Source organism: Arcicella sp. LKC2W (assembly GCF_034931005.1).
In the GTDB taxonomy this organism is placed as follows: domain Bacteria; phylum Bacteroidota; class Bacteroidia; order Cytophagales; family Spirosomataceae; genus Arcicella.
In genome coordinates this window covers 131,841-146,920 of record NZ_JAYGIN010000001.1, presented here as the reverse complement: position 1 = coordinate 146,920, position 15,080 = coordinate 131,841, and the positions used below count along the sequence as shown (strand labels likewise).

Genomic DNA, 15,080 nt, shown 5'->3' with positions numbered 1-15,080 from the left:
TAAAATTTATGAATACGCAAGAAGTGTATATTGTATCGGCCGTAAGAACGCCGATTGGAAGTTTTGGAGGGGCATTGTCGAGCCTTTCAGCCACTCAATTAGGAAGCATCGCCATTAAAGGAGCTATTGAAAAAGCAGGAATCAAACCAGAATTGGTTGAGGAGGTCATCATGGGAAATGTGATTTCTGCCAATGTTGGACAAGCACCTGCTCGTCAGGCAGCACTTGGAGCAGGTTTGCCAGCACAAGTACGTTGTACCACTGTCAATAAAGTTTGTGCTTCTGGTGCAAAAGCTATTATTTATGCAGCACAAAGTATCATGTTGGGACTTACCGAAGTAGCCGTTGCAGGTGGAATGGAAAGTATGTCTAATGCACCTTTTTACGTACCAAGAGCAAGATTTGGCTATAAATATGGCTCAGGAACTTTAGTTGATGGTTTGGAAAAAGATGGATTAACTGATGCCTATGATGATATTGCCATGGGTTTCTATGCAGACCAAACTGCTCGTAAGTATGGTTTTAGTCGTGAAGCACAGGATAATTACGCCATTGATTCGTATAAACGTGCTGCCGAAGCAACTGAAAATGGTTATTTTAAGGACGAAATTATTCCAGTAGAAGTACAAACCAAAAAAGGAACAATTATTGTATCGGAAGACGAAGAATATAAAAATGTTAATTTCGATAAAATTCCTTTGTTGAAATCAGCTTTTGAAAAAAGAGGAACGGTAACAGCCGCCAATGCCTCAACATTAAATGATGGTGCAGCAGCTTTAGTTTTGATGTCAAGAAAGAAGGCTGAAAAATTGGGTTTATTACCATTAGCAAAAATTGTTGGTTTTGCAGAGGCTGAACAAGAACCTGCTTTATTTACAACTACTCCCGCAGTTGCAGTGCCAAAAGCAATCAAAATGGCTAATTTAATCAAAGAAGAAATTGATTATTTTGAAGTAAACGAAGCGTTTTCAGTTGTACCTTTGGCGTTTGAAAAAATGCTTGAAATCCCTCACAAAAAAGTTAATATTTTTGGAGGAGCAGTTTCATTAGGTCATCCACTTGGAGCTTCTGGAGCAAGAATTTTAACTACTTTGATTTCAGTTTTGAGACAGACAAAAGGTAGATATGGTGCAGCAGGTATTTGTAATGGTGGCGGAGGAGCATCAGCAATTGTAATAGAAAGAATGTAATTTTTTTAGGTAGTAAGTATGAGGTAGTAGGTATAGGCTATAAGGATAATTTTATCCAATATGGCTCATAACTCATACTTCATACCTCATACCTACACAAACATGAATACAATAAATACAACCAATTTTAATTTTCCCAATCAAACTGGGTTCTACAAAGGTAAAGTGCGAGATGTCTATTCCTTTGAAAACTTATTAGTTATGGTGGCTTCGGATAGAATTTCTGCATTTGATGTAGTGCTTCCAAGAGCTATTCCATATAAAGGTCAAGTGTTAAATCAAATAGCTGAACACTTTTTGAATGCCACTCGTGACGTTGTGCCGAATTGGTTAGTAGCAACCCCTGATGCCAATGTTAGTGTCGGTTTAAAATGTGAAACATATCCCGTAGAAATGGTTGTGAGAGGCTATTTAGCAGGTCACGCCTGGAGAACCTATAAGTCAGGTTTACGTACTTTGTGCGGTGTAACTTTGCCAGAAGGATTGAAAGAAAATGACCGTTTACCTACGCCAATTATTACCCCAACTACCAAAGCACACGAAGGACACGATGAAGATATTTCTCGTGAAGAAATTCTTGCTCAAGGATTAGTTTCAGAAGCAGATTATTCGCAATTAGAAGCTTATACTCTTGCCCTGTTTGCTAAAGGAACGGAAATGGCTGCACAACAAGGGTTAATTTTGGTAGATACTAAATACGAGTTTGGAAATAAAGACGGTCAAATTACGTTAATTGATGAAATTCATACGCCTGACTCTTCAAGATATTTTTATTTAGCAGGTTACGATGAACGTCAAGCTAACGGAGAATCTCAAAAACAATTATCGAAAGAATTTGTTAGAGAATGGTTGATTGCCAATGGTTTTCAAGGAAAAGAAGGACAAAGCATTCCAGAAATGTCAGATGAATGGGTAAATCAAATCTCAGAACGTTATATTGAACTTTTCGAGAAAGTGACTGGGAAGAAATTTGAAAAGGATTTTTCAGAAGATATTTTAGGCAGAGTTGAAGCAAATGTAAATGCTTATTTGAAGTCATTATAAGTATAATTCAAGTTATATTGGAATTCAAATGATGCAAATATTGTCCAAAGAGATTTAAAAATACATAAATCTATATTTGGAAGTGTCTGTGTAGTTTGTGTTCCATTTTACATCATAAAACAAAAAATATGGAATTTAAGGTAGAAAAAAACGAGCAGTTTGCTCTAATCGAACTTAAAGAAACTGCTCTTAATCAAGAGAACTCCGCTGACCTCGAAGCAGTCATTAGAAAGCTTTTCAGAGAAGGTTACGGAAATATGATTGTTGAATTTAGTTCAATTGACGAATTAGATGGGTTTGGAATCTCGGTAATTCGTAAAGCCAACAAAATCTGTTTGAACGAGTTGGGGCTTTTCATTATTGTTACTAAAGATCAAGCAATAATTGACCAATTGGATGGAGCTAAAATTGAGGATTTAACGGTTATGCCAACCGTTCAAGAAGCAATTGATGCCGTTTATCTGAATGAATTGGAAAATGATTTTCAGTCAGACGAAGATGATGAATACGACCACGGCGAATATGGCGACGGAGCAAAAGAAGAAGACTATTGATTCTTTGAATTCATAAACAAAAAAGCCTTATCTGACGTTAGTTCGATAAGGCTTTTGGTTTTCTTCAATATTACACCTTTCAGCAATAACACTAATTACTAAAATCAACCAATACTACTTTGAGTTTTCAATTAACTATCTTAGGTACAGGTTCGGCTACGCCCGTGCTGACACGCAATCCAACGGCACATTATCTTCATATTGAGCAAGATGGATATTTGATTGACTGTGGAGAAGGAACACAAAATCAGTTGTTGCGTTATAAATTACGTCCTACTCGATTGAAGTATATTTTTATCACACACCTTCATGGCGACCACTACTTTGGACTCATTGGGTTAATTTCTACCTTGAATATGCACCGTAGAACTGAAGACCTTTGGGTTTTTGGTCCAAAAGGTTTAGCCGAAATTATTACCATTCAATTAAAATATTCCGATGCTTGGTTGAATTTCAAAGTACACTTTATTGAAACAGAAACAGAGAAATCTTATCAATTATTTGAAAATGAAAGTGTTACTGTAACAACAATTCCGCTGATACACCGAGTGCCTTGTTGTGGATTTTTGATTAAAGAGAAAAAAGGAAAACGCAAACTGAGAAAAGAAGTGTTGCCAAATGATTTGTCAATTGAAGAAATTAAAGATTTGAAAGATGGACTTGATATTTTGGATAAAAAAGGAGCGATTAAATATTCAAATGCCACTTTGACAAAACCCGAAATAGAACCTAAAAGTTATGCTTTTTGCTCTGATACACTTTTTCATGAACCAATAATTGATATAGTAAAAGGGGTAGATTTACTTTATCACGAAGCTACTTTTTTAGAAGATTTAACGCCCAGAGCCACGCAAACTTGCCACTCAACAGCAGCACAAGCAGCGGAAATTGCAAAGCGTGCCAATGTGAAGAAATTAGTCATCGGGCATTATTCATCACGTTATAAAGACCTTGACCCTTTCTTGTTTGAAGCTCAAAAAATATTTACAAATACCGTTTTATCTATTGAAGGATTAAGTTTAGAAATATAGAAAATTTTACGGAACAATGTAATTGCTCGTGAGCGGTTAAATACGACAAATTTTAAGTGTTGCATTTTTAAGTATATCGTTCCAAAATTTTATTACTGAAAAGGGGAAATTCAATGAATTTCCCCTTTTTTTTTGATTAAAAATACTTAAATAGCTTATCGTAAAAATACTTATTTCTTTGAAAAGTGCAATTATTTTTGATTCATTAATAAAACCTATTTTTTAATTATTTTCATAAATTTCCTTTAATTTTTCATTTTTAAAACCAATATTTTTAATTTTTTGATAAAATTATACAATTGAAGCTTATTTTGAAACTTGTAATTTTTCGCTGTTAGATATTTATTATAAGATTTTTTCTTGAATTTATAGATTTTTTATGAATAATTAATGTAAAAATTTGACTTTTCAAATAAAAAAGCACTTTTTTTAGTTTTTCTTTTTGAAATTAGTTTTGTTTTTATAGTTTTATATTATTAATCTTAAATAAGTACAATTAATGATTCAAGATTTAACTCTTTCCGACCGCAACATGAGAGTTATTTAGAATAGTGCTTATTTCTGTCCTTTCTCGGAATTTATTGAGTTAAAATTTCAAATTCACGCATTATAAGATATGCTCAAATAGCGTATATCATTTGGTTGACTTTTACGGTGAAGCCTCTTAATTTTTTTAAGAGACAATGACATTTCAAATTTTTCTCTTCATACTGATTATTACGAACCGAGCGGTCGGAGTCTTGTAATAAATCAGTTTTGAAGAGACGACAAACCAAACCCACTCCACGAATAGATGATGAGAAACTTTTACATAATATTCTTTTTGATTTTATCTTTTGTAGCAACTGCACAGGATAGGGTCATTACTGGGGTAGTCAACTCTGAAAAAGATGGGTTGCTTCCTGGTGCATCAATCCTCATTAAAGGAACTGTAAATGGTACAGTAACAGATGCAAATGGTAAGTTTTCGATTAAAGTGCCTGCCAATGGTAACGTCTTAAAAATAAGCACGGTTGGTTATTCCACTAAAGAAATAACGATTGATAATAAAACTTTTTTTCAAATAAGTCTTGTTCCTAATAATTTGGAACTCAATGAAGTAGTTGTAACTGCCTTAGGTATTTCGAGAGAAAAGAAGTCTTTAGGGTATTCACAACAAGAATTGAAAGGAGAGAGTTTAGTAGAAGCTCGTTCAAATAATGTAGCTAATTCACTTTCTGGAAAAATTGCAGGGGTCAGAATTGGTAGTAATGGTGGGCCAGGAAGTGGTTCTACGATTCAGATTCGTGGGTCTTCATCTGTTTCTGGAAACAATCAACCGCTTATTGTGGTAGATGGTGTGCCAATTCAGCAACAATTTGATAAACAATTTGGAGGAGGTATATCGGAAGTAAATCCTGATAATATAAAAGATATTTCTGTGCTGAAAGGGCCCAATGCAGCTGCACTTTATGGTTCAAGAGCTGCCAACGGGGTAATTTTGATTACAACAAAAGATGGAGCGGGAACGAAAGGTTTAGGCATTGAAATTAATACCAATTTTACGGCTGAAAGACCTTTGGTGAAACCCAATTTTCAGAATACTTACGGAGGTGGTTCTGGTTATACTACTTGGTATTCAGATGGTTGGAGTGGCGTTATTGCTCCCGATGCTTATGACCAATATCGTGCGGCTTACGGAACGGTTTCTCCAGGAAGAACTACTGGAACTGATGGTACAGATGAAAGCTGGGGAGCTCCGATGGACGGAAGATTGGTTCGTCAATGGTACACAGGCAAAGAAGTCGCTCCATTGACTCCACAATCCAATAACTGGGATGAATATTGGAGTACAGGAACGACCTTGTCGAACAATATTGCTATTTCTGGAGCAAATGACAAAGGAAGTTTCAGATTGAGTCTGGGTAAATTAGACCAAACAGGTTTGATGGCTTTCAATGATTTTTATAGAAATAACTTCAAACTGAATTCAAATTATAAAGTTTCTAAATTCTTAACTGCCGTTGTTTCAGGTGAATATGTTAAGTCTGGAGGAAATAGAACCTATCAAAACGGAGACCAATTTATTTGGTCGCATAGACACGTTTCTTGGGATCAATTAGCTAATTGGGCTGATTATTCTGGCGTGCATATTCAAAGAGCTGTTGCTGGAAAATTACCTGATACAGACCCCGCAAACTGGCAACATACTTTCTTTACAAACCCATTTTATTTAAGCGAAAAATTGCCTTATACTAACGAGAAAGACCGTTTAGTAGGAAATATCGCTTTGAATTTTGCCATCATGCCATCATTGAAATTGATGTTAAGAAGTGGTACTGATATGTGGTCTGATACCCGAATAAATATTGTCAATTTTGAACGTGTCCGTAATGGTAATTTAACCCCTGGAAGATATTCAGAGGAGGTTTTACGTCGTCAGGAAACAAACCATGATGCTTTACTTTCTTATGATAAAGCCATTACCAAAGATTTAAGTATTGTGGCTTCTGCGGGTGCTGCCCAAAGAACCAATTTTTATAAACGTAATTATGCGTATGTAGGTGAATTGGTGGTAGATAAGGTATATAATTTGGCAAACTCAAATCCAAGTCAGAACGCCATTGAAAGTAGAATTGAGAAAGCAGAAGTACAAAGTGTTTATGGTTCATTTCAATTTGGCTACTTGAATGCTCTTTTCTTAGATGTTACCGCTCGTAACGACTGGTCGAGTACATTGCCTTCCAATGCTCGTTCTTATTTTTATCCTTCGGTTTCGGCGAGTGCCGTTTTATCAGACTTGATTGATTATCCAAAAGAGATTGTTTCTTATGCAAAAGTAAGAGGTAGTTGGGCTCAAGTTGGTAACGATGCCGACCCGTATCAATTGCTTCAAACTTTCCGTTCTGGAGGTTCTTGGAACAGTTCATTGCCAGAGTATTATGAGAATTTGACGATTTCAAACGCTACGCTAAAACCAGAAATTACCACTGGTATCGAAGCGGGAATCGACTTGAAATTCTTCAAAAATAAATTTGGTCTTGACCTGACATATTATCTTCAATCTACTCAAAATCAAATACTTGGTGTTGAAATATCAAAAGCCAGCGGTTACGACAAACGCATCTTGAATGCAGGTAAAATTACCAATCAAGGTATTGAAGCAACACTTTCTGGAAAACTTTTAGAATCATCAAGAGGATTTAAGTGGAATATAGCCTTGAATTTCTCTAAAAACAGAAACCAAGTTGTTGAATTAGCCGAAGGATTAACCACTTATACCTTACAAGAAAGAAGAGGTTTAACCTCAATTGCTCAAGTAGGAATGCCTTACGGTTCTTTATTTGGTATTGGTTTCAAACACGCTCCTGATGGACAAATTGTTTACCTAAATGGTCTTCCTGTGGTAGAATCAACGCCAAGAGTGCTTGGTAATATTCAGCCAGATTGGATGGGAGGGATGAATAATACTTTCTCTTACAAAAATTTCGTATTGTCTACTTTGATTGACGTGAAAATGGGCGGTGATATTTTTGATGAAGGTACTGGAACGGCTCGTTGGACGGGTCAATACGCAGAAACCGCACTTGGACGTGAAGAAGGTATCATCGGAAAAGGCGTAATGAATGTTGGTACGACTGAAAACCCTCAATATGTACCCAATGATGTCATTGTGGCAACTAACCAATTGATTGGTTACAACAATCCACGTCGTTATCATGAAGCTGCTATTTTTGATGCTTCTTTTGTGAAATTGAGAGAAGTTTCTTTCGGTTATAATATTCCAAAATCTTTCTTGAAAAGTATAGGAGTGCAAAATGCTAAAATTTCAATAGTGGGTAGAAACTTGGCAATATTGTTCAAGAATACACCACACATCGACCCAGAAGTTGACCGTTTTGGGGCAAATCAACAAGGTTTTGCTTATGGAGAATTGCCAAACTCAAGAAGTATTGGGGCAAATCTCTCAATTGGTTTCTAAAATCAATTACTATTTAAAGCATAACATTAACCTTAAATTTTGAAAGATATGAAATTATATAAAACAATATATTCATTTTTAGCCATCGGAAGTTTGTTGTTGCTCAATGCTTGTACCAGCAAATTTGACGAACTCAATATTGACCCCAATAACCCAACAGCGATAGGTTCACAATATCTTTTTCCTTATGCAGTGGAGAAATCAGTGGATAGATATTGGGGTGGCAATACCCGTTTTGAACGTCTTAATTTGGACGGAGCCATGCTTTGGATTCAGTATTTAGCCAGAAATATTTATTCAAATGAAGGCGATAATTATGGTATAACGCCAACTTTTTACAATAATACGTGGAAGTCGCTTTATAATGATGGCTTGGTTAATTTTCAAAGAATCATCACGGAGTCAGGAACGACTGGCAAAACACCCAATAAAAACTACGAAGGTGCGGCAATTGTAATGCGTACATGGGTTTTTTCTTTATTGACTGATATGTACGGAGCAATTCCCTACACGGATGCACTGAAAGGAACGGATACTTCGCCAGTTTATACACCGACTTATGACTCGATGGATAAAGTTTACGAAGGATTATTGAATGACTTAAAGTTAGCAAACGAAAAATTAACTGTTGGTGGACCAAGCATCACAGGTGATATTATTTACAGTGGCGATATTTTGAAATGGAAGAAGTTTGCGAACTCTTTAAGACTTCGTTTGGCTAATAGACAAGCTGCCAAAAAATCGGCTGAATCAAGAGCTATTATGCGTGAAATATTGGCTGACCCTGTCAAATTCCCAATTTTTACCAGCAATTCAGATAATGCACTTTTAGCAAATACTGCCATAAGACCAAGTAATAATGAGTGGCACGAAGTAATGATAATTGGTAGCAGAACCGACTGGAATATTAGTAAAACTTTAGTTGATAAATTATCAGGATTGAATGATACTCGTTTGGGTGTTTTTGCGAATAAAAATAAATCAAATGCTTATGAAGGTGTACCTAATGGACTTCCAGATGCTATTGCAACAACATATTTGAGTACAGGGTCTGTTTTAGGAGATTATTTCACGAGAGCCAATACGCCAAGTGTAATTATGACGTACAGTGAACTTCAACTCATTTTAGCAGAAGCCGCCTTCGAAGGTGATATTACAGGCACGGCTGACGATTATTTCAAAAAAGGAATTGATGCTTCATTTGCACAGTATAGCCTAACAACTCCAACGGATTATTTAAAAACTGTTGGTACAATTTCTAAAGAAAAGATTATCGAACAAAAATGGATAGCCCTTTTTGGACAAGGAGTTGAAGCATGGACAGAATTCCGTAGAACAGGTTTTCCTAAATTTTCGACCCGTGACCCAAGAGCAGTTTTTGAAAACGATGGAGTTGTACCAACTCGCTTGCCGTATCCTACCACCGAATATTCTTTGAACAAAGCAAAACTTGACGAAGGAATTAAGCTGATTGGTACGGACAATATGAAAGCGAAACTTTGGTGGTCAGAGTAACGATATTTTGGGAATAATGCTCAAAATGTTACTCATTATTTTAACTTAAATGATTCCAATTATGAAAAAAATACTATATATCTGTTCTCTTTTTGTAGCCTTTGTTACCGTTTCTTGTAAAGTAGATGACCCATTTGTGGATAGAGTTGTAGCTCCTGTTTTAGTAATTTTTGAAGATGCCGCAGGCAAAACTTCTGGATTAACGACAGAACCATCAATCAGTTCTTCTGCCTCAGCAGATGCCTCGATTACGGTGAGATTATTAGAATTGAATAAAGATGGATTGCTTGATAATAAGGTGGGTATTGACAGTATTCCAGCAAAGGCAATTCCAGTAACATTCAAGCTAAGAAGTGGAACAAAACTGTCGGATATTACAACAGATGCTCAAGGACGTTCAACGCTAAAAATTGCTTGGAAAACTCTCGGAATATCAACACCAGTGGCAGGTTCTTCAGTGTCATTAAGTTGTTCTGGAACGTATAAAGACATATCATTTACAAAATATTTTCGCTTAACGGCAACAAAATAATCTTATCAAACAAAACTAATAAATTCCATGAAAAACCTTGTTAACAGACGTAGTCTTCTAAAATCTGGCTTAATGACCATCAGTGGTATGGCTTTGGCTCCGCATATTTCAATGGGAGCTTTTCCAGAAGCTTCAGTTAGAGTTGACTCACAAAATAGACTTTATTACAGTCCACTTTTAAGAGAGCATTTTTTAGACGAAAAACCAAATGTTACCGCTATGTTGGCTCGTTTAAATGCTAATGAAAACCCTTATGGCCCGCCAGCAAGTACCCAAAAAGCCGTAGCAGAATCTGTAAGTGGAGGAAATAGATATTCTTGGAAAGAGCTATCAAATTTGGTTGACAAATTAGCTAAGAAAGAAGGCGTAACCCCAAACCACATTATGATGGGGCCGGGTTCTTCTGATTTGCTTGAAAAAGTGGCTTTGGTATTATTTATGAAAGGTGGAAACGTCGTTTCGGCTGACCCAACTTATATGTCATTGATAAAAGTGGCAGAATCGGTAGGAGCAACTTGGAAGGCTATTCCATGTAAAAGTGACTGGTCGCACGACTTACCAGCGATGGAAGCCGCCATTGATAAAGACACTAAAATGGTTTATATCTGTAATCCAAATAACCCAGTGGGAAGTATCACGGCAGGGAAAGATTTATTAGATTTTTGTTCAAGAGTTTCGGAAAAAGTGCCAATTTTTATCGACGAAGCCTATCTTGAATTAGCTGAAGGAACAGGAACAGAATCGATGGTTTCGCTTTTAGCACAAAAGAAAAATGTCATCATTGCTCGTACTTTCTCTAAAATCATGGGTATGGCAGGTTTACGTGTAGGATATGCCGTAGCACAACCAGAATTTTTAGATAAAATTCAAAAAATTACTCGTGGAGGAATGGGAATTTCTCATACTTCAATTTTAGGAGCAATTGCCAGTTTTGAAGATAAAGATTTTCAAGCAATGACTAAAAAACTCAATACCGAGTGTAAAGAATATTTGTATGAAAACCTTAAAAAAATGAATTACAAATACATTCCATCTTACACCAACTTTGTGATTTTTCCAATCAATATTCCAGGAAAAGATTTTCTTGCCAAAATGACCTCAAAAGGGGTAATGGTAAGAGCTTTTGACATCCAAAATAAACCTTGGTGTAGAGTAAGTATGGGGACAATGGAGGAGATGAAATTATTTGTAAAATCATTAGGCGAACTGTCGTAGTCAGCACATTGATTTATCGGGAGTTGTGTAAACCTCTTATAATTAATGCTAAGTTTGAACCTGTGAGATTTTATTTAATTAACTGATAAACAGGTTGATGAATAAATCTTATGGGTTTAATATGATTAATTGTTGACTTTTACGCAACTCCCGACTATTACCGAATTTTAAGATTTTTAAACTCACTTCATTACAAAAAAACTATGGTTGAGGCAGTACAAAAAACGCTTATCCTCCTCCTTTTAATCGGAATAGGGTTTGCACTTAGAGGCAAAATCAAGAACAAAACAGAAATAAATGGGGTAAAAGAAATAATCTTGTCAATTGCTTTGCCTTCAACGGTATTTATTGCATTGATGGGTATTAAAATCAGTTTATCTCTGTTGATATATCCAATTTTAATTCTTGCATTTAACTTTTTTATATTTTTATCAGCTCCTTACTTTTTGCCAATTTTCGGCATTGAAAAAGATAGCACTTCGGGAAGAACTTTAACTATGCTTTTGCCTTCATTAGCACCTGGTTTGTCGAGTTTTCCGTTCATTAATGAGTTTTTAGGCGATGAATCTCTGGCTTTGGCAGCAATGGGAGACGTTGGAAATAAATTCTTTGCCTTAAATTTCTTGTATTTCGTTGCTCTCAAAATGTATCTAAAAAACAACAGAGAAGAAGAAACACAAGAAAATGGGAAAGTGAAAAGTCTTCTGCTAAGTTTGGTGAAAGAACCAATAAATATTATCATGTTGTTGGCAATCGTATTTCTTTCTTTAGGATTAAATATGACTTCATTACCAACGGTTGTTTCAGAATTATTCAATCGTGCCAGTAGTTTGATGACCCCTTTGGTTTTGATTTACATTGGTTTAGCGGTTCAATTTAAGGAAGGGAAAATCAAATTAGTAAGTTCCATTTTGCTATTTAGAGCAGGAATTACGCTTTTATTTAGTGTGTTAATAATCAACTTATTCAACATAAATAACCCAAACCTCATCCTTTTAGCTGTGGTAGTACCGTTGAGTTCTTGTAGTTTTTGGCCTTTTGCACATATTTCAGCAATTAATTTGAAAGAAGAGGATAAAAACTTGCCAAAAGAAAGAAGAACTTTTGACTTGAACTTAGCGGTACTCATTTTAGCATTTTCGTTGCCTCTTTCCACTATCTTAGTAATGGGAATTTTGGCATCGGGGCAGTTTTTCGCTAACACCAGTACATTATTGATTTTTGGACTTTTATTGACAGGTTTAGGACTTGCTCCACATTTGTTCAAAAAGCGTTCATTCAAATTTTCTAAAGCGTAGTATTTTAACTGAGTAAAACTATATCATCTAACAAACAACCAATCGTTGAGCAGGTTTTAAACCTTGTTCAACGATTTTTTATTTGTTTAAAATCCGTCTATCGAATCAAACTCACCCAACCTTTAAATTCTCTCTGAGTAAATTTTAATTGATAATAATAATCAGCGGAAGAAAATTCGTCGCCAGTCCATTTAAAATTTCTATCGGAGGATTTAAAAATTGAACTTCCCCAACGGTTAAAAACTTCAATCGACTCAAATTGTTCAAAACATGAATTTTCTGGTAAATCCAAGGAAAAATAGTCATTTTTGCCATCCCCATTTGGCGTAAAAACATTGGAAGGCTTGAAAGAATCAAAACTCGCAATCTTATTTTTCAGGATAATATTTACCGAAACGGTGTCAAATCTATCTATGTTGCAGGAGTTATTTTCGACAATAAAGTCAATTTTATAACTCATTGAATCTTTGCCCTGTAATAAACTACAATCAGGTTTCCATGAAAAAGGATTAATGATTTTCACCGTTCCTGATTTATCAGTCCAAATCATTCCAGTAGCTTTCAAATCAAAACCAATCGGTACTGCCGATAACTTGATGATAGTTTTAGCGTCAATTTCTTCTCCGATTACATCAAATAATATCGGCTGCGGTTCAGTACCATTTATCGTAACATCAATAGCATTATTGGGCAAATTGGTGTAAACCGTTGGTGGCTCTACTTTGTTGCTTAAAGGTTTTAGATTTACAGAAATACTATCTCTCAAATTTCTCCCGCATCTTTTATCAATTACGATAAAATCAACAATGTAATCAGTTGTGCGTTTTAAGTCACAAATCGGAATCCAAGTAAATGGGCTGGTCAATTTCCCAATTCCAGAGCCACCCGCAAAGGACATTCCAGCTTGAGCCAAATTAAAACCTCGACCCGTGGCGATAACAGTAATGCTATCATTATCAATATCATTCCCGAAGAGATTAAATTTTAAAGTATTGCCAAGTAAAATTTCCGCTCGGCGGTCAACCAAATCTGTACTAATTGTCGGAGGAATATTAGGTTTGGGTTCGATAAATATTTTCAATCTAAGGGTAGAAGAAAGTGGTTGTGGGCATCCATTATCCGAAACGGTAACATCAAAGAGTAGTGGTTTGCCATCGGTGGATTCTGTACAATCATTAAAACAAATTTCAGTCCTTAATGTGTCTTTGGAGGTTGCATTGGTTAAAACGGAAGTTGAAAGTGTTGGCGTAAATTTAGCGTTTATGGGTAAAACTTTCATTGAAATTGACTGACTTGAGTCTCGGTCGTTTCCTAAAAGTGTTAGGCATTTCTTTTCACCATATTTTATATTGATTGTTGTTTCAGAATTGTAAAACTCAGCTTTCCCCTTTTCCCTAAAAAATGCCAAAGGAGCATTATTGATAGGACAATCCAAAGATTTGAGTTGGAAATCCCTTCTAACTTCGCCTATTTTTACCCCTTTTCTATATTCTTCTGTCAACACGCAGAAGACAAATAATCCTTCCTTATTTACGGTGACGGTAAGTTGTCCAGTTCGTGGATTGACTGATAAGGGTTTTGTTCCTCCCATCACATTGTCAAGACTATAACCGTTTCCCCAAGCTACCAGAGGATAATTGCTACTGCCACGTGGTAAAGCTGGATTTGGAATATCTTTGTTGCTATACCCATTTAGGGGCGTTACTAAACGATAAACTAAACTATCTCCGTCGGCATCGGTTGCTCCAAATTCAAAAGTAAAGGGACGATTTAGGCAAATATAATCACCTTTTAAAGTTGCAAAAGAAGGTGATGAATTGATAAAGGCAATTCCGTCTTTTTTAAGTGGAGGAAAAGATAAATAAAATACAGAAGCGGCTTCTTGAGGCAAAACAATATTAGAAATGATATTATTTCTACAACAACGTTCCCAAACAATATAATAACCTTGTGAATCAGAGAAATTGTCAGGATTTAGAGAAATCAAAGTAGAATACTGCAAAAGACGTGTTTGTATTTGATTACTTTGACTGCAAGTTGGATTGGAATATGGAACAAGAGAGCTGTTTACGAGTGGAACAACCACATATCCCATTAAAAAATTATCTCTTTTTCTAAAAACGCCTAAAGTCAAGTTTTGGTCAATTGCCCCAACGGAACCATTAATGTTATCAAAATAGAGATTGAGATTCAGACGATGAGAAATATTAGCCTGATTTTTTATAGCCTGCAATTCTATTTCACCCCCAACTATGTGTGTTGCATGAGTTTTAGGGAGAAAAATAACGATTAAAATAATACAGAGTAGTATTGTTCTCATGAAAGTATTTTTATAAATAGACAGTTTTTTAGCACGAATGGTTGTATTGTGCGTTTACTTTTTTACAAATTTTCAACCAATTTACACGACCTACTTTTTATCTGATAATTTAACAGGTTTAATCAAATCTTCATTTTCACAGTTTTTACATTCTTCTGGTTGTTTCCACTTTTCGACCATCCAATAATCTTTGTAAACTTATATTCTCTAACGATTTCTAAATGTGGATAAACACTGGCTTTTGCCTGTTCTTGAATAATTTTGGTTTGATACAAATAAATGCCAAAAGTTGCTAAACAGATAAGCATGGCAGATAAACTGACAATAATATCAACTCGCCAAACTGATTTAAAAGATTTGCGATAATTCATGATTTGAGAAATATAGGTTTAAATCAATAAAAAGGTAAAAATGATAGAA

11 protein-coding genes are annotated in these 15,080 nt (G+C 35.5%); 9 read left to right on the top strand and 2 right to left on the bottom strand.

All coding sequences use genetic code 11. From position 1 onward, the window contains the following. Positions 1-8: 8 nt before the first annotated feature. From VB796_RS00580 to VB796_RS00540, 9 genes are all read left to right on the top strand, one after another. Positions 9-1,190 carry an acetyl-CoA C-acyltransferase gene (locus tag VB796_RS00580; RefSeq protein ID WP_323344564.1) on the top strand — a complete coding sequence of 394 codons (1,182 nt, stop codon included), beginning with the start codon at positions 9-11 and terminating at the stop codon, positions 1,188-1,190. Between the two features lie 102 nt (positions 1,191-1,292). Next, entirely contained in the window at positions 1,293-2,234 is a 942-nt protein-coding gene (locus tag VB796_RS00575) for a phosphoribosylaminoimidazolesuccinocarboxamide synthase (RefSeq protein ID WP_323344563.1), read from the top strand. A gap of 128 nt (positions 2,235-2,362) precedes the next feature. Then, positions 2,363-2,788: an anti-anti-sigma factor gene (locus VB796_RS00570; RefSeq protein WP_323344562.1), complete on the top strand. Its 426-nt coding sequence runs from the start codon at positions 2,363-2,365 to the stop codon at positions 2,786-2,788. A gap of 119 nt (positions 2,789-2,907) precedes the next feature. Then, positions 2,908-3,819, top strand: coding sequence for a ribonuclease Z (locus tag VB796_RS00565; protein ID WP_323344561.1), 912 nt, complete (start codon positions 2,908-2,910; stop codon positions 3,817-3,819). A gap of 796 nt (positions 3,820-4,615) precedes the next feature. Then, the gene (locus VB796_RS00560) at positions 4,616-7,780 is read left to right on the top strand and encodes a SusC/RagA family TonB-linked outer membrane protein (RefSeq protein WP_416233506.1); all 3,165 of its coding nucleotides are present in this window, start codon (positions 4,616-4,618) and stop codon (positions 7,778-7,780) included. Between the two features lie 48 nt (positions 7,781-7,828). Next, complete coding sequence (locus VB796_RS00555; RefSeq protein WP_323344559.1) at positions 7,829-9,295, top strand: SusD/RagB family nutrient-binding outer membrane lipoprotein; 1,467 nt, start codon at positions 7,829-7,831, stop codon at positions 9,293-9,295. 61 nt (positions 9,296-9,356) lie between these two features. Then, positions 9,357-9,827, top strand: coding sequence for a hypothetical protein (locus VB796_RS00550; protein ID WP_323344558.1), 471 nt, complete (start codon positions 9,357-9,359; stop codon positions 9,825-9,827). A 27-nt stretch (positions 9,828-9,854) separates the two neighbouring features. Beyond that, a complete protein-coding gene (locus VB796_RS00545) occupies positions 9,855-11,042 on the top strand; it encodes a histidinol-phosphate transaminase (RefSeq protein WP_323344557.1) in 1,188 nt (395 codons plus the stop codon). 203 nt (positions 11,043-11,245) lie between these two features. Further along, the gene (locus VB796_RS00540; protein WP_323344556.1) at positions 11,246-12,340 is read left to right on the top strand and encodes a hypothetical protein; all 1,095 of its coding nucleotides are present in this window, start codon (positions 11,246-11,248) and stop codon (positions 12,338-12,340) included. A 97-nt stretch (positions 12,341-12,437) separates the two neighbouring features. Here VB796_RS00540 and VB796_RS00535 read toward each other — a convergent pair whose 3' ends face one another. After that, entirely contained in the window at positions 12,438-14,660 is a 2,223-nt protein-coding gene (locus VB796_RS00535; protein ID WP_323344555.1) for a gliding motility-associated C-terminal domain-containing protein, read from the bottom strand. A gap of 122 nt (positions 14,661-14,782) precedes the next feature. Further along, on the bottom strand, positions 14,783-15,031 hold the full coding sequence (locus VB796_RS00530; protein WP_323344554.1) for a hypothetical protein: 249 nt from the start codon (positions 15,029-15,031) through the stop codon (positions 14,783-14,785). Positions 15,032-15,080: the final 49 nt, after the last annotated feature.